This is a genomic window from Streptomyces sp. TRM68367 (assembly GCF_014495685.1).
GTDB lineage: Bacteria > Actinomycetota > Actinomycetes > Streptomycetales > Streptomycetaceae > Streptomyces.
Genome location: NZ_JACTVI010000088.1, coordinates 1 through 18,924, shown reverse-complemented (window position 1 = coordinate 18,924; position 18,924 = coordinate 1). Strand labels below are relative to the sequence as shown.

Here is an 18,924-nt window from a genome sequence, read left to right as displayed (position 1 = left end):
CCCCTCACTCCCGACTCCAGGACTGAGACAACCCCATGCTCCGTACCGCCTTGCGCAATGTACTCGCGCACAAGGCCCGGCTCCTGATGACCGTGCTCGCCGTGATGCTCGGCGTCGCGTTCGTGTCGGGGACCCTGGTCTTCACCAACACCATCTCCGACGCGTACCAGAAGAGTTCCGCCAAGGGCTTCGACCAGGTCGACGTCGCCGTGGAGCCCGCCATCCAGGACTCCCGGAGCGACCAGGTCGGCAAGCCGTCCGAGCTGACGCAGGCGGTGCTCGACCGGAGCGCCCGCGTCCCTGGCGCCGACTCCGCCGTCGGTGTCGTCGGCGGCTTCACCGCCATCGCCGACAAGGACGGCAAGCTGGTCGGCAACGGCTTCCAGACGCAGGGCGGTAACTACTGGGGCGCCAGGGACCCCCGGTACCCGCTCACCGACGGCCACGCCCCCAAGGGCCCGGGCGAGATCGCCCTGGACGCCGAGACCGCCGAGCGCGCCGGCTACCAGGTCGGCGACACCGTGCGGTTGTCCGTCGACGGTCCCGTGCTGACCCCGAGGATCAGCGCCGTCTTCACCACCGACGACGGCAATGTCGCGGCCGGCGGCAGCCTCGTCCTGTTCGGCACGGCGACCGCGCAGCAGTTGTTCGGCAGGCATGGCACGTACGACCAGATCGGCGTCAAGGCGAAGGCCGGCGTCACCCAGGCCGCGCTGAAGGCCGAGCTGGACAAGGCGCTGCCGAAGGACGCCGTCGAGACCACCACCGGCAAGCAGCTCGCCGACGACCAGGCCAGGATCATCGCCTCGCAGATGAGCGGCATGAAGCAGGGCCTGCTGGTGTTCGCCGGTATCGCGCTGTTCGTCGGCACGTTCATCATCGCCAACACCTTCACCATGCTGATCGCCCAGCGCACCAAGGAGCTGGCGCTGCTGCGCGCGGTCGGCGCCTCCCGCCGGCAGGTGACGCGGTCGGTGCTGATCGAGGCGTTCGTGGTCGGCGCGGTCGCCGCCGTGGCGGGCCTGGCCGCCGGTGTCGGCATCGGAGCCGGGCTGCGCTCCCTGATGGGCTCCTTCGACGCCCCGGTGCCCGACGGGCCGCTGGTCGTCACCCCGGGCACGGTCGGCGCCGCGCTCGCGGTCGGCATCCTCATCACCATGCTCGCGGCGCGGCTGCCGGGCCGCAGGGCCGCGAAGATCCCGCCGGTGGCGGCGATGAGCAGCGTGCACGCGACGGCGACCACCAAGTCGCTGGTGCTGCGCAACACGCTGGGCGCGCTGTTCTCGGGCGCGGGCATCGCGGTCATCCTCGCGGCGACGACGATGAGCGGCTCGGACGGGTCGACCCCCATGGGCATCGGCGCCGTCCTGCTGATCATCGGCGTGTTCATCCTGACCCCGCTGCTGTCCCGCCCGATGATCGCGGCCGCCGCTCCGGTGCTGCGCGCCTTCGGTGTCGCGGGCAAGCTGGCCCGGCAGAACTCGGTGCGCAACCCCCGCCGTACGGCCGCCACCGCCTCCGCGCTGATGATCGGCCTGACCCTCATCACCGGCATGACGGTGATGGCGGGCAGCCTGCAGTCGTCCATCGACAAGCTGGCGGCGTCCGCGATCCGCGCCGACTACGTGGTGTCCATGTCGAACCGGCTCCCGCTGTCGCCGGACGTCGGCCGGAAGCTGGAGCGGACCGAGGGCGTCACCGCCACCAGCCCGATGCGGAACGCAGCCTCCCGCATCGGCGGCCAGGACGCGTACCTGACCGGCGTCGACGGCGCCACGATCGGCGAGCTGACCGACCTCAAGGTCGACGACGGCTCGTTCAAGGTCGGCGGCACGCAGGTCGTCGTGGACAACGCCACCGCCAGGACGCACGGCTGGAAGGCCGGTTCCGGCTTCACCGTCGCCTACGAGGACGGAAAGAAGCAGCGGCTGACGGTCGCCGGGGTGTACGAGGGCAACGACATGATGCACGGCATCATGATCGACAACAGGACCCTTACCCCGCACCTGGACGACCCCACCGACATGCAGGTGATGGTCAAGACATCGGGCGGCGCCTCGGAGGCGACGAAGGACCGGCTGGAGAAGGCGCTGGGCACCAACCCGGCGATCAAGATCCAGGACAAGAAGGACATCTCCAACGAGACCGCGCAGTTGTTCACGCTGATGCTGAACATGGTCTACGGCCTGCTGGCCATGGCGGTGATCGTCGCGGTGCTCGGGGTCATCAACACCCTGGCCATGTCGGTGTTCGAGCGCTCCCAGGAGATCAGCATGCTGCGCGCGATCGGCCTGGACCGCAAGGGCGTCAAGCGGATGGTCCGCATGGAGTCCCTGGTGATCTCGCTGTTCGGCGGGGTGCTCGGCATCGGCCTGGGAGTCTTCTTCGGCTGGGCGGCCGGGAAGCTGCTGGCCACAACGCTGCCGACGTACGAACTGGTCCTGCCCTGGACGCGGCTCGCCGTGTTCCTCCTGCTGGCCGCGGCGGTGGGCGTGCTCGCCGCGCTGTGGCCGGCCCGGCGGGCGGCCCGGCTGGCTCCTCTTTCTGGGGCGTGACCCCCAGACACCCCTTGCTCCAGGCGATCAAGTCGGAGTAACCGCACAGCAGACGGGCCCCGTCGCGGACAGCGGCGGGGCCCCTTTTCTATACGGTCAGTTCAGTTCGTTCCAGGTGCGGGAGCGCAGCGGCAGGCCGGAGGTGCCGGAGTCCGGGGTGCGGACCGCGAGGACCTGGTTGACGCCGATGCGGTTGCGTTCGAAGGCCAGTGCGGACGCCGCCATGTACAGGCGCCACACCCGGGCCCGGCCGGGGCTGGTGAGCTGCACGGCGCTGCGCCAGTTCGCCTCCAGGTTGGCGACCCAGCGGCGCAGGGTGAGCCCGTAGTGCTCGCGGATCGACTCGACGTCACGCACCTCGAACCCGGCGCGCTCCAGCATCGACACGGTGCTGCCGACGGGCTGGAGCTCGCCGTCGGGGAATACGTAGGCGTCGATGAACTCGTCCACGCTGTACGCCGACTCGTCGCGCCGCGGGCGGCGGGCGATCTGGTGGTTGAGCAGCCGCCCGCCGGGCCCCAGCAGCTGGTGCAGATCGGTGGCGTACTCCAGGTACCGTTCGGCGCCGACGTGCTCGGCCATGCCGACGGAGGAGATCGCGTCGTACGGCCCGTCGCGCACGTCCCGGTAGTCCTGGACGCGGATCTCGACCTTGTCGGTGAGCCCCTCGTCGGCGACGCGCTTGCGGGCGTACGCCGCCTGCTCCTGGGAGAGGGTCACGCCGACGACGCTCACGCCGTGCTCGCGGGCGGCGTGGATCGCCATGGAGCCCCAGCCGCAGCCGACGTCGAGAAGGCGCTGACCGGCTGTCAGGCCGAGCTTGCGGCAGATGAGTTCGAGCTTGTCGCGCTGGGCTTGTTCGAGGGTGCTGTCGGGGGAAGGCCAGTAGGCGCAGGAGTACACCATGGACGGGCCGAGGACGATCTCGTAGAAGTCGTTGCTCACGTCGTAGTGGTGGCTGATGGCCCGTCTGTCGCTGCGCTTGGTGTGCAGGTGCCGGCGGGGCCTGCGCACCTCCTCGGGGGGCGGGGTGGGCGGCAGCGGCGGCCCGGCGAGCCGGAACAGCCCGCGTACGGCGGCCCGCACGTCGGGGTCGCGCAGCGACTCGGCGAGGGTGCGGGCGTCCTCGCCGCGCTCCCAGATCAGACCGGCGAGCAGGTCGAGGGCGGTGTAGAGGTCGCCGTCGACGTCGAGGTCGCCGGCCACCCAGGCGCGGGCCAGGCCCAGTTCGCCGGGTTTGAACAGCAGCCGACGCAGGGCGCGACGGTTGTGTACGACGAGTGCGGGGGCGCCGGGCGGCCCCGCCTGCGAACCGTCCCAGGCGCGGATGCGCACCGGGAGCGGGTCTCCCAGCAACTGTTCGAGCAGGCGCTTCAGCCGCAGCGCGGCGTCAGACATGGTGCACACCTCCGTGACAGGTGATCCCGGAATGTCCAGTACCCACGTAAACACCTGCGGGGCGTCAGCGCAGTCCCTCACGCGCGTCATGTCTCGGCAAACCGTCTGTCAAGGCGCCGGACCTACTCGGTCGGAGCAACGGCCGCCACGCTCCACCAGGCGGCCGGAAACGCCGAAGGAGCCGCCCGCACCACGGATGGCGGGCGGCCCCTTCGGACAGGGCGGTGAGTGACCGTCGGTCAGGAGGCCTTGGCCTTCTCCTCGGCCTTCTCCTCGGCCTTCTCCTCGGTCTTCTCCTTCGGCGCGGCGGCGACCGGCGCCGGCCTGGCGGCCTCGTAGAACTCCTCGCGCGGCGACTCGATCGCCCCGAGGGAGACCACCTCGCGCTTGAGGAACATCGCGAGCGTCCAGTCGGCGAAGACTCGGATCTTGCGGTTCCAGGTCGGCATCGCCAGACCGTGGTAGCCACGGTGCATGTACCAGGCGAGGCGGCCCTTGAGCTTGATCTTCATCTTGCCCATGACGATCATGGCGACGCCCTTGTGCAGGCCCAGGCCCGCCACCGCGCCCTTGTTGGCGTGGCTGTAGTCCTTCTGCGGGAAGCCCCGCATACCGGAGATCACGTTGTCGCCGAGCACCCTGGCCTGCCGCAGCGCGTGCTGCGCGTTCGGCGGGCACCAGGCGTTCTCGTTGCCCGCCTTGCGGCCCACGAGGTCCGGGACCTGGGCGTTGTCGCCCGCGGCCCAGATGTAGTCGGTGCCCTTGACCTGGAGCGTCGGCTCGCAGTCGACGTGACCGCGCGGGCCGAGGGGCAGACCGAAGCGGGACAGGACCGGGTTGGGCTTGACGCCGGCCGTCCACACGATCGTGTTGGAGTCGACCTCGAGGCCGTTCTTCAGCACCACGTGGCCGTCGACGCACGACTCCATGGACGTGGACAGGTAGACCTCGACGCCGCGGCCTTCGAGGTGCTGCTTGCCGTACTTGCCGAGCTTCGGGCCGACCTCGGGCAGGATCTTGTCGGCGGCGTCGACCAGGATGAAGCGCATGTCGTCACGGGACACGTTGCTGTAGTAATTCGCCGCGTCCCGGGCCAGGTCCTCGACCTCGCCGATGGTCTCCGCACCGGCGAACCCGCCGCCCACGAAGACGAAGGTGAGCGCCTTGCGGCGGATGTCCTCGTCGGTCGTGGAGTCGGCCTTGTCGAGCTGCTCGAGAACGTGGTTGCGCAGGCCGATGGCCTCCTCGATGCCCTTCATGCCGATGCCCTGCTCGGCGAGGCCGGGGATCGGGAAGGTGCGGGAGACCGCGCCCATCGCGATGACCAGGTAGTCGAAGGGCAGCTCGTACGCCTCGCCGACCAGCGGCGCGATCGTCGCGACGTTGCGGTCCTGGTCGATAGTGGTGACCCGGCCGGTGAGGACCTCCGCCTTGGGCAGCACGCGTCGCAGCGGGACGACGACGTGGCGCGGGGAGATGCTGCCGGCGGCGGCTTCGGGAAGGAAGGGCTGGTAGGTCATGTACGACCGGGGGTCGACGACCGTGACGGTCGCCTCTCCGTAACGCATCTTCTTGAGGATGCGCCGAGCTGCGTACAGGCCTACGTACCCACCGCCTACTACGAGGATCCTGGGACGCTCCGTGGTGCTCATGGCATCGAGTATCCACCCGCCTCAGGGGGGTGGCTCGTGCGCCCCTTCACAAGCTCGGTCGGCCCTTGTGTTACACTGCCGCGCTCACGTGACGGAAGCCATGGCGGGAACCGGGAACCCGTGTGCGGGGCGGGCCGTTGTCAATGCCGCGTGAGCTGCCACTCCGGGTCGCCCACAGGTCGAGATGAACCCTGCGGAGCACCTTCACAGGGCCCCGCGGGAAACGCCCTCTGAACACGTTCAAACCCCAGGTGAGGCCCCGGATGGGTCAACAGACCCGCATCTCGCGCTCGACAGGGCCCAATTCCTTGTGAAGAACTTCACGAACTTTTCCGGCGAGCTGTCTTCGAGGGGCCCGCGAGGACCCCCGAAGGCGCTCGTACGTCAGCCGCCGAGCTCTTCTGCCACCGACCACGCGATGCCGACGACCGCGCCGGCGAGGTCGCCGTGCGGAAAGACGATCGCCTCGCTACTGGAGTTCGTTATCGCGGTCGCCACGGCCGGCCTGTCCGGTCTGATCATCGTCTGTGGCAGGTCGTTGCAGACGATCGAGCGGAACGTGTTCGAGCCCCTGCAAGACGCGTCCCCGTTCGGCCCGTACGTCGACGAGGCAACCCTCTTGCCCGAGGGTTTTTGGACGCAGCTACTCGCCCGACTGTCCGTACCGGGCGCGCGACTGTTCGCCACGACGAACCCCGACTCGCTGCGCCACTGGTGAAGGTCGGATACATCGACCGCGCGGCCGAGCTGAATCTCAGGCGCTGGCACATGCTGCACGTCATGTTGCAGCTCGACGCCGTGCAGTTCGGGCAGCGCATCAAGCCCGAGCGCCCGCGTATCGAGTTCGGGGCCCGCCGCGGACACGCTCCCCCGAGTGGCGCGGTGGGCCGAACGGAACGGCCCCGGTACCTACCGTGAGGTACCGGGGCCGTTCTCTCGCGAAAGGGCCCGCCTCAGTTCCCTGGGGCGGGCCCCCTTTCGTGCGTTGTCGCAGGTCACGGCCATTGATCATCTGAGGCGCAACTGTGCGCTATCCCATCGAGGATGTCGTGCTCGCTCACGACGACCTCCTCGGCACCGATCCGCTCCATGATCGACAACAGGACGAGGGCACCCGCTCCGATCACGTCCACCCGCCCCGGGTGCATGGATGGGACCGCCGCCCGCTCGGCGTGCGTGGAGCGCAGCAGCCAGTCGGTGATCTCGCGGACGCGGTCGTGGGAGACGCGGGAGTGATGGATGGCCGTGGAGTCGTACTCGGGCAGATCCTGCGCGATCGCCGACAGGGTCGTCACCGAGCCGGCGAGGCCGACCAGCGTGCGCGCCTCCCGCAACGGCACCGTCTCCTCGGCCAGGCCGAGGGCGGCCTCGATGTCGGCCCGCATCGCAGCGATCTGCTCCTCGGTGGGCGGGTCGGACACGGCACCGTCCCGTACGAGGTGCCGCTCGGTCATCCGCACGCAGCCGACGTCGACGGAGCGGGCCGCGCGCACGTGGTCCTCGCCGACGACGAACTCGGTCGAGCCGCCGCCGATGTCCACGACGAGGTAGGGACTGGGCAGGTGATCGGCCTCCGCCAGCTCCTTGGTCGCCCCCGTGAAGGAGAACTCGGCCTCCTGGTCACCGGTGATCACCTCGGGCTCGACGCCGAGAATGTCCAGCACCCCGCGCACGAACTCGTCCCGGTTCTCGGCGTCCCGCGACGCGGACGTGGCGACGAAACGCAGCCGCTCGGCGCCGTGCTCCTTGATGACCGACGCGTACTCCCGGCAGGCGGCAAAGGTCCGCTCCAGCGCCTCGGGCGCGAGCCGTCCGGTCCGATCGACGCCCTGCCCGAGCCGGACGATGGTCATACGGCGGTCGAGGTCGACGAGTTCACCGCTCGCCGGGTCACAGTCGGCGACGAGCAACCGGATCGAGTTCGTACCGCAGTCAATCGCGGCGACGCGGGTCATAGGTGGGTCCTTCCTTCATGCGACCAGGTCGGCCACTTCTCAGCCGACCGAGTCGATCACCTCTCGGCCGACCGAGTCGGGTGGTGGGGGGCCAATGGCCGGGGGTTCAGATGGCGGAGCCCCCTGGTACGGCACGCAGACCGACGGTCACTGATCACCGGCCGGCACCACACACGGCCCCCTCAGCCACCACTCCGGCAACATCGCGATCGCCTCGTCGCCCAACGGGTTCACCCCCGGCCCGGCAGCCAGCGAGTGAGCGACCAGCACATGGAGACACTTCACCCGGTCCGGCATGCCCCCGGCGCTCGGGAAGCCCGTCAGCTCCTCGATCTCGTCCCGCCGCCGGATGTAGTCCTCGTGCGCCGCACGATACGCCGCGGCCAGCTCAGGATCCGTCGCCAGCCGCTCCGTCATCTCCTTCATCACCCCGTCCGCCTCCAGCGTCCCGATCGCCGAGGCGGCCCGCGGACAGGTCAGGTAGTACAGCGTCGGGAACGGCGTACCGTCGGGCAGCCGCGGCGCCGTCTCCACGACGTCCGGCTGACCGCACGGGCACCGGTGCGCGATCGCCCGCAGTCCGCGCGGCGGTCGTCCGAGCTGCAGCTTGAAGGCCTCGACGTCCGCGTCGGTGGGCTCGGTGCGCGGGGTGGGCGGCAGATCAAACAGGCTCAGCGCGGAGCGCTGTCCTTGAGGGGTGGCGGTCGGGCGACGGGCGGGAGTTTCCATACCTGTCTTTCTATACGGTCACCGGGCTGTACGTTCACCGGTCGGCGGCGTCGGCCGTACCGGACCCGGCGGTCTACGAATCGGCGGCGTCGGCCTTGTCGACCCCGTCCCAGACGTTCGCGTACCAGGGCCGGTCGGCCGCGCCCTGGTCGGCGTGCGACTGCCGTGCCGCGTGCGGGTCGATCACGATGTAGCCGGTCTCGCCGGGCAGCACATAGTGCAGCCGCTGCCGGATCTGCTGCTCGGCGTACGCGTCGTCCTGCCACCGCGCCTTGAGATCGCGCAGCTGCTCGACCTGCTCCCGGGCCTGCTGCTTCTGCTGCTCCAGGTCGTCGATCTCGGCGCGCTGGGAGACGTACTGCCGCATCGGGTAGGCGAGCGCCACGATCAGCGAGCAGAGCACCATGGCGAGCAGCGCGGCCCGGCCGGTCAGCCGGGAGCGGCGGGCCTGGCGCCGGGTCTGGGAGCGGTAGACCCGCGCCGCCGTCTGCTCACCGAGCAGCCGGATCCTGGTCGCGGTGGAGAAACGGTCCCGGTCCTTCCCGGCCATGGCTCCCGCCTCCGTTCATACGTGCGTACGTCCCCGGACACGGTACGGGACCGAGTGCGGGGACGTACGTACGACGCTTCCTACAACTGAGCGCTCAGCCCTTGAAGCGCGGGAACGCGCTGCGCCCGGCATACACCGCCGCGTCGTCGAGGATCTCCTCGATGCGCAGCAGCTGGTTGTACTTGGCGACGCGCTCGGAGCGGGCCGGGGCGCCGGTCTTGATCTGGCCGCAGTTGGTGGCGACGGCCAGGTCGGCGATGGTGACGTCCTCGGTCTCGCCGGAGCGGTGGGACATCATGCACTTGAAGCCGTTGCGCTGGGCCAGCTCGACGGCGTCCAGGGTCTCGGTCAGGGAGCCGATCTGGTTGACCTTGACCAGCAGGGCGTTCGCGGAGTTCTCCTCGATGCCGCGGGCCAGGCGCTCCGGGTTGGTGACGAACAGGTCGTCGCCAACGAGCTGGACCTTGTCGCCGAGCTTGGCGGTGACGGTCTTCCAGCCCTCCCAGTCGTCCTCGAACAGCGGGTCCTCGATGGAGACGAGCGGGTACGCGTCGACGAGCTCCGCGTAGTACTCGGTCATCTCGGCCGCCGAGCGCTCCTTGCCCTCGAAGGTGTAGACGCCGTCCTTGTAGAACTCGGACGCGGCGACGTCGAGCGCGAGGGCGATCTGCTCGCCGGGGGTGTAGCCGGCCTCCTTGACGGCTTCAAGGATGAGGTCGAGGGCCTCACGGTTGGAGCCGAGGTTCGGGGCGAAGCCGCCCTCGTCGCCGAGGCCGGTGGCCAGGCCCTTGCTCTTCAGGACCTTCTTCAGGGTGTGGTAGACCTCGGCGCCCCAGCGCAGGGCCTCGGAGAAGGACTCCGCGCCGATCGGGGCGATCATGAACTCCTGGATGTCCACGTTGGAGTCGGCGTGCGAGCCGCCGTTCAGGATGTTCATCATCGGCACCGGCAGCAGGTGCGCGTTCGGGCCGCCCAGGTAGCGGAAGAGCGGCAGGTCGCTGGCCTCGGAGGCGGCGTGGGCGACGGCGAGCGAGACGCCGAGGATGGCGTTGGCGCCGAGGGAACCCTTGTTGTCGGTGGCGTCCAGATCGAACATGGCCTGGTCGATCAGGCGCTGCTCGGTGGCGTCGTAGCCGACGAGCTCAGGGCCGATCTGCTCGATGACGGCGAGCACGGCCTTCTCGACGCCCTTGCCCATGTAGCGGTTGGAGTCACCGTCGCGGAGCTCGATGGCCTCGAAGGCGCCCGTGGAGGCGCCGGACGGGACGGCGGCACGACCCGTGCTGCCGTCGTCGAGGCCGACCTCGACCTCGACCGTGGGGTTGCCTCGGGAGTCCAGGATTTCCCGGGCTACGACGACGTCGATGGACGGCACGAGCATCTCCTTCTGATGTGACGCGGGTACGCGGGCTGCGTGGCCCGGGGTGTGCGGAGCCTGGCTGGCTTCGCGAGATGAGCCTAACCGGCTCCGGGCGATCAGCCAGCCGGTCACCCACCCGTTGGACAGAACCGAGAGTAAATTGTTTCTGAACGGAACAAAGCGTGGGGTCGGCAGGGCGTGAAAAACCCCGCCCCGGTGCGTACGGGGGAACACGCACCGGGGCGGGGAGCCCGTGGGGGGCGGGGGCGGACCCTCACGTGGCCTCTACGGTGAAGGACACGGACGCGAGGGCCGCCTGGTTCAACCTCCGCCCCTGATCACTTCAGGTGCAGCTGCTGACCCGGGTAGATGAGGTCGGCGTCCTGGACGATGTCCTTGTTCAGCTGGAACAGCTTCTCCCAGCCGCCCTTGACGTCGTGCTCCGTGGCGATCGAGCTGAGGGTGTCGCCCTTGACGACCTTGTACTCGCCGTCACCCTTCTTGACCTTCTTGCCGGTCGGGGTGGTCACGGTCTTCTGGCTCTTCTGGGACTTCTGCGGGGCCGGGCGCTCGGCGGAGCGGGAGACCTCCTGCCCGCTCTCGCGTGCGCTGTCCGAGGAGCCGGAGCCGGCGCCGTTGTACGTGGCGCTCGACAGGCCCTTGCCGCACACCGGCCAGGCACCCTTGCCCTGGCCCGCGAGGACCTTTTCGGCGATCTCGATCTGCTGCGCCTTGGTGGCCTTGTCGGCGGTCGAGGCGTACTGGGTGCCGCCGTAGCCGGCCCAGGTGGAGGCGGAGAACTGCAGGCCGCCGTAGTAGCCGTTGCCGGTGTTGATGGCCCAGTTGCCGCCGGACTCGCACTGCGCGACGGTGTCCCACTCACTGGCGGTGGCGGCGGAGGCGCTGCCGGCGGCCATCAGCGGGGCGGCGACGGCAGCGGCACCGGTGACGCCGACGACGGTGATAGCGCGAGCAGAACGCTGAAGGACGGTCGGACGGCGGTGCTTGCCCTTGCCGGAAAACAGCATGGAAAGATCCCCTCACCGACGCCTGCGAGGTGAGCTGTCGGGTTCGGGCCGGTTGAGTTGCCCGGCCGTGTCCCTCTCGGGCCACGGCTTCACCCCAAGCCGCATCCGGCCGTGAGTCACCCCGAAGGGCCTCAACTGCCGGACCCGGCGCTTACCTTGGGTCCCCCGCTCCTGCCTGCGGCGCTTGACGCGACGACTGTCCCGGACGGCCGCTGGCAGGATTCGGCGTTGCGGCAGCCGGGGCTCACGGTGGCGAGCGGTCCTGACCGTAGACACGCGATTCGCGGAATTTCAAAGACGATCAGGGCTTCTGAGATCTATCTCTCACTGTCTTCATAACGGACATTCAGCGCGAACCCTGACGTGAACTCCCGCTGTTCTGCTGCTACTTTTCGCCCGTTTCGGCACCGACGTGCAGCTGCTGACCGGGGATGATGACGTTCGGGTCGGCTCCGATCACCTGCTTGTTCTCGGCGTACAGCTCGCGCCATCCGCCCTGGAGGCCAAGGGAGTCGGCAATGGACCACAGAGTGTCCCCGGGACGCACGGTGTACGACCCGTCCGCCGCCGGACTTTCGTCGGCGCTCGGGCCGCGGTGACGGCCGGTGCCGACCGCCCCGGTGTCGGTCAGGCTCGAAGAGCCCACACCCTGCCCCGACATGTCCGACTGGGGGTCCTGCGGCGCACTGGGGGTCGGCTCGGATTCGCTGCCGGACTCCGGAGATGTGTCGGACTTGGCCAGTTCGTCCGCAGTACTTGACGGCCCGTCAGACACGGACGAATCAGACAGGTCGGATGAGTCGGGCGAGGCCGCGTCGGACGGAGGTGTAGCGGCCGGCGAAGGCGACTCGCCCGAAGAACCGGCCGAAGTAGATGTGTCTGAATTACCCGAAGTGTCAGAGGTGCCGGATTCCGATGTGCCGGACCCCGACGTGCCGGACGACTGGTCCTGCTGGACACCGGTGTCGACATCGACCGAGCCGGAGCCCTCGGTCAGCCCGGCGGTCAGACCGCAGACGGGCCAGGCGGCGGGGCCCTCCTTCGCGAGGATCTTCTCGGCGACGTATATCTGCTGGTTGCGACTGGCCTGGTCGGCGCTCGGGGCGTACTCGAGGCCCCCGTACTTCTCCCAGTCCTCCTGGGTCAACTGCAGGCCGCCGTAATAGCCGTTGCCGCTGTTCTCGCTCCAGGCGCCGCTGGTCTCGCAGGCCGCGACCCGGTCCCAGGCCGTGCCGTCGGCCGCGCTGGCGCTCGTGGCCCCGAGGAGCGGGATCGCGACGGCGGAGCCGGTCACTCCGGCCGCGACGAAGAGTGCCGGTGCCTGGCGGGGGCGACGGTGCCGACCGTTCCCGGAGAGCATGCGGGGACCTTTCGGGAGACTGCAGGGACCAGCGCGGCGCGTGGTGCCAGTGCGCCGCGCTGATGGGTGAACGTAGCGGCACTCAATCACTTGTCACAAGTTAGTGCCGCACAGATCACGTGAAGATCACAGACCAGAGGGTTTGTCACTTTCCGCGCTGGTCACGGCCGGTTCCCGGCCGATTACCGGACGGGCGGGACGGCCCGTTTCCGGTCAGGCGTGATCGCCGGTTACCGGACTGGCGTGAACTCCACCGGCAGCGTGCGCAGTCCGCGCATGATGAGCCCGCCGCGCCAGCGCAGTTCGGCTGGGTCCTCCGCGAGCCGGAGGTCCGGCAGGCGGGTGAGGAGCGTGGCGAGCGCGGTCCGGCCCTCCAGGCGGGCGAGCGGGGCGCCGAGGCAGTAATGGATGCCGTGGCCGTATCCGAGGTGCTGGTTGTCCCGGCGTCCGAGGTCGAGCCTGTCGGGGTCGGCGAACCGCTCCGGGTCCCGGTCCGCGGCGGCGAGTACGACGAGGACGGGGTCGCCGGATGCGACGTCCTGCCCGCCGATGGTGAGCGGCTCCGTGGCGAACCGCCAGGTGGCGAGTTCGACGGGGCCGTCGTAGCGCAGGAGTTCCTCGATGCCGGTGGCGAGGAGGGCGGTCTCCTGGCGGGCGAGGGACGCCTGGAGCCGGGCCCGCTGTTCGGGGTGGGTGAGCAGGGCGTAGGTGCCGTTGCCGATGAGGTTGACGGTGGTCTCGAAACCGGCGAACAGGAGGATGAACGCCATGGCGGCGGCCTCGTTCTCGGTGAGGTGCTCGCCGTGGTCGGAGGCGCGGATGAGGCCGGAGATGAGGTCCTCGCCCGGGGCGGGTTCGGGGGGCAGGGCTTCGCGCTTGCGGTGGATGAGTTCGGCGAGATAGCCGCGCATCTTCTTCACCGACCGCGCGACCCCTCCTCGCGGGCCTTTGCCGTGCCGGATCATCATGCCCGCCCAGTCCCGGAAGTCGTCCTGGTCCTCGCGGGGCACGCCGAGCAGGTCGCAGATGGCATAGATGGGGAGCGGGAAGGCGAACTCGTGGATGAGGTCGGCGTCTCCCTTCGCCGCGAACCGGTCGATGAGGTGGTCGGTGAGCTGCTGGACGCGCGGCGCGAACTCGGCGACCCGGCGCGGCGTGAACGCCTTCGACACCAGTCGGCGCAGGCGGGTGTGGTCCGGCGGGTCGATGTTCAGCAGATGCGTCATCAGCTCGGCCTTGCGCTCGCCCGGGATGCCGGTCTTGCCCTTGGCGTGCGCGGGCACGTCGTGATGCGCCGGGTTCTTGGACAGACGCGGGTCGGCGAGCGTCTGCTTGGCGTCGGCGTACCGGGTGACCAGCCACGCCTCCACCCCGCTGGGCAGCTTCGTCCGGTGCACGGGCGCGTGCTCGCGCAGCCAGGCGTAGGCCGGGTAGGGGTCGGTGGCGAACTCCCAGGTGAAGAGCTCGGGTGCGGTGTCGCGCGTGGTGCTGGGAGAGGTGGGCTGGTCGGTCACTCCTCGACGGTATCCGGCGGGTCGGGGCGGGAGCGCGGCGGATGGGGGCATCCAGCCCCGACCCGCACTTCCCTCTCGGCTTCCCGCAGGACAGAGAGAGTCGGCGCGACCGACTGACGGAGGCGACGGCCCGACCGGTTGTTCGCGGCGCTCACCCGCATCGTGGCGCGGCTCGGCGACCGCACCCTGCCGGACGGTCCGCACGCCCGTCCTGCCGGACAACCTGCCGCCCGTCCCCGGCGACCGGCGTCGGCAGCGGATGCTCGCCTGCCGAGTCCGGCGTCAGCCCTCGCCGTTTGCCGGTATGTGCTCCGCTTCCCCCGGGCCCGCCGCTCTTTCTGTCTCCCTGATCGCGTCCCGGTACGCCCGAGCCGCCGCGCGCAGGGCCGCCTCCGGGTCGGTTCCCTCCGCCTCGGCCCGTACCGCGAGCGCGAGCAGCTCGTACCCGACGCCCTCCACGCGCGACAGCGGCACGTCCAGGCCCGCCGTGCGCACCCGGGAAGCCAGCTTCGCCGCGAGCGCCAGGCCGGGCTGGCCCAGTGGAATGCCCTCGGTGACCGAGGTGCGCCGCTTCTCGACCGCCTTGGTGCGCAGCCAGTGCTCCTTGACCTCCTCGGGAGTCGTCGCCGTCTCCTCTCCGAAGACGTGCGGGTGGCGGTGGATGAGCTTGGCGACGATGGTGGCCGCCACGTCGTCGATGGAGAAGGGGGTCTCCGGGTCCTCTTCCGCGACGCGGGCGTGGAAGACGACCTGGAGCAGCACGTCACCCAGTTCCTCGCGCAGCTCGTCGCGGTCGCCCTCCTCGATCGCCTCGACGAGTTCGTACGCCTCCTCGATGCCGTACTTCGCCAGGCCCTTGTGGGTCTGCTGGGACGACCACGGGCACTCGTCGCGGATGCGGTCCATGACCTGGACGAGGTCGAGGAGCCGGGCGCCGGGCAGATCGTAGGAGGCGGGGAGCAGCTCCAGCTCCGGCATGCTCACCCGGCCGGAACCGGCCAGGCGGGCCAGGCCGTCCGTGAGGGCCGGCTCGCCCTCGCCGGTCGCCACGACCACGACCGTCCGCCCGCCGGCGCAGGCGTCGACCAGCTCCTCGGCGGTCGGGGACGCCTCGTCGACGACTATCCCGGCCTCGCGCAGATACGGCAGCTGCGGATGCGCGCCGTCCGCGCACAGCACGCGGTCGGCGGTGCGCAGTGCCTGCCAGGCGGGCCAGGACAGCAGGCCGGGCGCGACGCGGTGGCTGGTGGTGAGCAGGACGATGCGGCCGGGGGCGGCGTTCGCGGGGGTGGCTTCTGAGCTGGTTGCGTTCACGATTCGAAGCTAACCCACACCGCCGACAGCCCCGGGAGCTATCCACAGGGTGACCGGCGGTGCCGTAGCGTTACGCCACCGTGCTGCGCGCCCGTCCGGTTCAGGTGGTCTGCTGCGCGTTCGCGGAGGTGACGTCCCGTACCCACGGCGTGCGGGCGTCGACGCGGCTGCTCTTCTGGACGTCCCAGGTGCCGTAGCGCGGGTTGAGGTCGACGTTCAGTTCCTTGGAGGACTGGGACAGGGCGTTCCAGAACTCGGGCCGGTTGGTGTCGGTGCCGAGCTTCCCGGCGAGCTTCTGGGCCTCCAGCTGGAGGCGGAGGTTCTCGTCGAGGCGCTGCGGGGGAACGCCGTACTGCTGGAGCCAGGCCGTCTGGAGTGCCTTGCTGCCGCCCGTCTGCTGCTCCAGGCCGGAGCGCAGCTTCTGGACCTCCTTGCGGGTCACGCTCACGCCGGCCTCCTGGGCGGCGTGGTGGAGCACCCGGTCGAGGATCATCGTGTGCAGGGTGTCCCGCGTGAGGGTGCCGGTTCTGGCGATGGCCTGCTGGTACTGGGCGTCGTTGGGCACGGCCGCCCGCTGGGCCGCGCGGACCTCGCCCACCCGCTCCTCCAGCTGTGAGACGGTGATCCGCTGGCCGCCGACGACGGCCGCCGCGCCCGGATGCGCATCGTTTCCGCAGGCGGTGAGCAGGGGCGCCGCTGCGGCGATCGCGGCGGTGAGGACGAGCGCGGTGCGACGGCGGCGGTGCAAGGGAACCTCCCGTTGGAGATTGTGCGGCGGTGCACAAAGTCTTGCGATGATCGATGGTATGCAGCGGCCAAGCTCTGGCCAACCCATTCGACCAACGATTCATCGGGACTTCCGGCACCCCCGCTCCCTCGGGCGGAGGGTGCCAGGGCCCTTCTGATGGATCTCCGCAGGAGAAGGGGCGGCGTTCGGTGCGTGCGATCGGCGTGCGCACCGTGCGGCGAGCGCGCGTGCCGGGCGTCGCGACGCTGCGGAGATCCATCAGAAGGGCCTAGCCGCGCACCTGCCCCAGCCACTGCAATGTGCGCCTGATCTCGGCGGCCAGCGGATGGCCGGGGCCCTGGGCGCGGTCCACGTCGTGCAGCAGGCGGACGAGGGTGTCGTGGGCGGCGGCGCGGTCGCCGAGGGCGAGCAGGAGATGGCCGATGCGGCGGCGGACCTCGTGGGCGAGGCCGGGACCGTCGGCGGTGACGTACTGGTTCTCGTAGTACGGCAGCAGCGCGCGGTATTCGGCGAGCGCGGCGGCGGGATCGCCGAGCTGTTCGAGGCACTGGGCGGCGTCGTGGCGGAAGCGCAGGGACTGCGGGTCAGCGGGGCCGGCCTCGGCGGCGCGTTCGTCGGCGAGGCGGCGCAGTTCGGGCAGTGCGCGCCGGTACTGGCCATCGTCCAGGAGGGTGGCGGCGTACTGCTTGCGCAGGGTGCGCACGACCGGGGAGCGCTCGCCGTGCTGTTCCGCGGCGGCGGGCAGGAGCGCGCCGAGGATGTCGACGGCTTGGGTGATGCGGCCCTCGCCGAGGAGGCGCTTGACCTCGTCGACGGTGGCGGCGACGTCGACCTTCTCGGCGGCCGGCGCGTCAGCGGCGGGCGCGGGCTGGGGTGCGGGGGTGCGGGCGCGGTCCGGCCAGGGGGCGTGCGGGCGCAGGAAGGGGCGCGTGGGGTCGAGGGCCGCCGCGGTGGGTGTCCCGCGCGCGGGCAGGAGCGCGGCCAGGTCCTCGTAGACCTCCTGCGCGGAGCCCGGGCGGTGCTGCGGGTCCTTCGCGAGCAGGCGCAGTACGAGTGCCTCGAGCGGCTCGGGCACCTCGGCGCGGATCCGGCGCACCGGCAGCGGCGGCTCGTACAGGTGCCGGTGCAGTACACCGAGCGCCGTCGAACCCGAGAACGGCACGTCCCCGCTGAGCAGTTCGTGCAGCACCGCGCCGAGCGCGTACAGGTCGGTGTAGGGGCCGACCGCGCCGCCCATCGCCTGCTCGGGGGCCATGTAGGCGGGCGAGCCGACGGGGGTGCCGGTGTGGGTGAGGCGGGTGGTGTCCGCGTCCATGACGGAGGCGACGCCGAGGTCGAGGACGGTGACCGTGCCGTCCTGCTTCACCATGACGTTGCGCGGCTTGAGGTCGCGGTGGACGATCGGCACGGCGTGCACGGCGCTCAGTACGGCGCACAGCTGCGCGGCGACCGCAACCGCCCACGGCCACGGGTAGGGGGTGTGCTCGGCGAGATGGCCGGACAGGTCGGCCCCGTCGACGTACTGCATGACGAGGAACAACTCCTCGCCCTCGCTGCCCGCGTCGTGCACGGTGACCAGGCCCGGATGGTCGACCTGCGCGGTCACCCGGCACTCGCGCACGAACCGGCGGCGCAGTTCGTCGGCGTCCGCGCCCGCCACCTTGTCGGGGCGCAGCAGCTTCACGGCCACGCGCCGGTCGAGCCGCTGGTCGTAGGCCGTCCAGACCTGTCCCATGCCGCCCTGGCCGAGGAGCGTGGACAGTTCGTAGCGGTCGGCGACGACACGTCCTGCCGGCACGGTCACCTTCCGCCCTCGTGGTGGCCGTCGTGCCTGCGCAGGTAGTCGCTGAGCTCGTCGAGTTCGGCACGCACCTGGTCGATGCGGGCGGGCGCGGGACGCTGGGGCGACGGGGGCGGCGGTACGGGGCCGCCGTGGGCGTGGGGTGCGGGCGGCGGGGTCTGGGGTATCGGCGTGTGGGGCGGCGGGGGCTGCGGCACGGGCGTGGGCGCGTACGGCGACGCGGGCTGCGGGTAGCCGTACGGGGCGTGGGCGGTGGGGGCCTGGAGCGGCGCGCCGGCGTACTGCGGTGGGCGGCGGCTGTGGATGCGGATGTCCGCGATCACGAAGTGGGCGGCGGCGCCGAGGCCGAGCAGCAGGGCGACGGCGAGCGCGATGTCACCCCGGTGGTCGGTCATGGGCACCGAGCCGAGCACCGCGAGGCACGTGATGGACACGGGCAGGCTCACCCAGGCAGCCACCCAGTCCCACAGCCGCCCCCGCAGGATCGCGATCCGGAACAGCGGCACGCATGCGAGCAGGCCGCATGTGAGGAAGCCGGCGGCGGCGAACAGCACGCGCAGGGTGATGACGGTTGCCTCGCTGCGGTGAGGCGGCGCCGCGCCGTGGCCGTACATGACTGCTCCTGGACCGGTGATGCCGATGGGTCGGACGGACGGTGATGCCGATGGGGGTCGGCCGGACGAATGGCAGAGCTCGGTGTGGAAGTCCGAGCGTATAGGCCGCCACCGACAACCGGTCCCGGGTGTACCGAACCGTTGTCACACCGATCGCGTCGTACGACCCCACGGGCGCCCCGGCGGCGGACGGGACCTCGGCCTACGCGAACGAGGCCCCGGCCTACAGCGGGTGCCGCATCCACACGTTGGGCTCGACTTGAAGTGCTCTCCTCCCTTCGCAAGCTCAGGAAGGAGATTCCGCCCTACCTTGCGGTGGGAGGCTTGACGCGGCGAGCGCGCCTGA

Annotated in this window: 15 protein-coding genes and 1 riboswitch; of the genes, 1 reads left to right on the top strand and 14 read right to left on the bottom strand. The window is 70.6% G+C overall.

Features of this window, described 5'->3' with window-relative positions:
* Window positions 1–35 precede the first annotated feature (35 nt).
* On the top strand, window positions 36–2,555 hold the full coding sequence (locus H8R17_RS35645; RefSeq protein ID WP_187827352.1) for an ABC transporter permease: 2,520 nt from the start codon (window positions 36–38) through the stop codon (window positions 2,553–2,555).
* A gap of 96 nt (window positions 2,556–2,651) precedes the next feature.
* On the opposite strand, the gene H8R17_RS35640 is transcribed toward H8R17_RS35645, so the two are convergent.
* From H8R17_RS35640 to H8R17_RS35575, 14 genes are all read right to left on the bottom strand, one after another.
* Window positions 2,652–3,953, bottom strand: coding sequence for a cyclopropane-fatty-acyl-phospholipid synthase family protein (locus H8R17_RS35640; RefSeq protein WP_187827351.1), 1,302 nt, complete (start codon window positions 3,951–3,953; stop codon window positions 2,652–2,654).
* Window positions 3,954–4,192: 239 nt separating this feature from the next.
* Window positions 4,193–5,605 carry an NAD(P)/FAD-dependent oxidoreductase gene (locus H8R17_RS35635; protein ID WP_187827350.1) on the bottom strand — a complete coding sequence of 471 codons (1,413 nt, stop codon included), beginning with the start codon at window positions 5,603–5,605 and terminating at the stop codon, window positions 4,193–4,195.
* A 384-nt stretch (window positions 5,606–5,989) separates the two neighbouring features.
* Entirely contained in the window at window positions 5,990–6,469 is a 480-nt protein-coding gene (locus tag H8R17_RS35630; RefSeq protein ID WP_187827349.1) for a hypothetical protein, read from the bottom strand.
* Window positions 6,470–6,600: 131 nt separating this feature from the next.
* The gene (locus H8R17_RS35625; protein WP_187827348.1) at window positions 6,601–7,560 is read right to left on the bottom strand and encodes a Ppx/GppA phosphatase family protein; all 960 of its coding nucleotides are present in this window, start codon (window positions 7,558–7,560) and stop codon (window positions 6,601–6,603) included.
* 147 nt (window positions 7,561–7,707) lie between these two features.
* The gene (locus tag H8R17_RS35620) at window positions 7,708–8,289 is read right to left on the bottom strand and encodes a DUF501 domain-containing protein (RefSeq protein WP_262505750.1); all 582 of its coding nucleotides are present in this window, start codon (window positions 8,287–8,289) and stop codon (window positions 7,708–7,710) included.
* A gap of 73 nt (window positions 8,290–8,362) precedes the next feature.
* Window positions 8,363–8,839, bottom strand: coding sequence for a septum formation initiator family protein (locus H8R17_RS35615; protein ID WP_187827347.1), 477 nt, complete (start codon window positions 8,837–8,839; stop codon window positions 8,363–8,365).
* A gap of 94 nt (window positions 8,840–8,933) precedes the next feature.
* Window positions 8,934–10,214, bottom strand: a complete 1,281-nt coding sequence (eno, locus tag H8R17_RS35610) for a phosphopyruvate hydratase (RefSeq protein WP_187827346.1) — start codon at window positions 10,212–10,214, stop codon at window positions 8,934–8,936.
* 323 nt (window positions 10,215–10,537) lie between these two features.
* Window positions 10,538–11,227: a transglycosylase family protein gene (locus H8R17_RS35605; RefSeq protein ID WP_187827345.1), complete on the bottom strand. Its 690-nt coding sequence runs from the start codon at window positions 11,225–11,227 to the stop codon at window positions 10,538–10,540.
* Between the two features lie 4 nt (window positions 11,228–11,231).
* A riboswitch (cyclic di-AMP (ydaO/yuaA leader) is annotated at window positions 11,232–11,420 on the bottom strand.
* A 192-nt stretch (window positions 11,421–11,612) separates the two neighbouring features.
* Complete coding sequence (locus H8R17_RS35600) at window positions 11,613–12,587, bottom strand: transglycosylase family protein (protein ID WP_187827344.1); 975 nt, start codon at window positions 12,585–12,587, stop codon at window positions 11,613–11,615.
* 230 nt (window positions 12,588–12,817) lie between these two features.
* A complete protein-coding gene (locus H8R17_RS35595) occupies window positions 12,818–14,101 on the bottom strand; it encodes a cytochrome P450 (protein ID WP_187827343.1) in 1,284 nt (427 codons plus the stop codon).
* Window positions 14,102–14,383: 282 nt separating this feature from the next.
* A complete protein-coding gene (locus H8R17_RS35590; protein ID WP_187827342.1) occupies window positions 14,384–15,415 on the bottom strand; it encodes a nucleoside triphosphate pyrophosphohydrolase in 1,032 nt (343 codons plus the stop codon).
* A gap of 100 nt (window positions 15,416–15,515) precedes the next feature.
* Entirely contained in the window at window positions 15,516–16,163 is a 648-nt protein-coding gene (locus tag H8R17_RS35585; protein WP_187827341.1) for a SurA N-terminal domain-containing protein, read from the bottom strand.
* A gap of 268 nt (window positions 16,164–16,431) precedes the next feature.
* The gene (locus H8R17_RS35580) at window positions 16,432–17,925 is read right to left on the bottom strand and encodes a serine/threonine-protein kinase (protein WP_223125881.1); all 1,494 of its coding nucleotides are present in this window, start codon (window positions 17,923–17,925) and stop codon (window positions 16,432–16,434) included.
* A gap of 38 nt (window positions 17,926–17,963) precedes the next feature.
* Window positions 17,964–18,578 (bottom strand): hypothetical protein, encoded by a 615-nt coding sequence (locus tag H8R17_RS35575; protein ID WP_187827339.1) that lies wholly within the window; start codon window positions 18,576–18,578, stop codon window positions 17,964–17,966.
* Window positions 18,579–18,924 lie beyond the last annotated feature (346 nt).

What these genes read in the sequence shown, in the direction of transcription:
- H8R17_RS35615 (WP_187827347.1), bottom strand. Translation starts at nt 8,839, where the DNA reads ATGGCCGGGAAGGACCGGGACCGTTTCTCCACCGCGACCAGGATCCGG.
- H8R17_RS35620 (WP_262505750.1), bottom strand. Translation starts at nt 8,289, where the DNA reads ATGGAAACTCCCGCCCGTCGCCCGACCGCCACCCCTCAAGGACAGCGC.
- H8R17_RS35600 (WP_187827344.1), bottom strand. Translation starts at nt 12,587, where the DNA reads ATGCTCTCCGGGAACGGTCGGCACCGTCGCCCCCGCCAGGCACCGGCA.
- H8R17_RS35635 (WP_187827350.1), bottom strand. Translation starts at nt 5,605, where the DNA reads ATGAGCACCACGGAGCGTCCCAGGATCCTCGTAGTAGGCGGTGGGTAC.
- H8R17_RS35575 (WP_187827339.1), bottom strand. Translation starts at nt 18,578, where the DNA reads ATGTACGGCCACGGCGCGGCGCCGCCTCACCGCAGCGAGGCAACCGTC.
- H8R17_RS35645 (WP_187827352.1), top strand. Translation starts at nt 36, where the DNA reads ATGCTCCGTACCGCCTTGCGCAATGTACTCGCGCACAAGGCCCGGCTC.
- H8R17_RS35605 (WP_187827345.1), bottom strand. Translation starts at nt 11,227, where the DNA reads ATGCTGTTTTCCGGCAAGGGCAAGCACCGCCGTCCGACCGTCCTTCAG.
- H8R17_RS35640 (WP_187827351.1), bottom strand. Translation starts at nt 3,953, where the DNA reads ATGTCTGACGCCGCGCTGCGGCTGAAGCGCCTGCTCGAACAGTTGCTG.
- H8R17_RS35625 (WP_187827348.1), bottom strand. Translation starts at nt 7,560, where the DNA reads ATGACCCGCGTCGCCGCGATTGACTGCGGTACGAACTCGATCCGGTTG.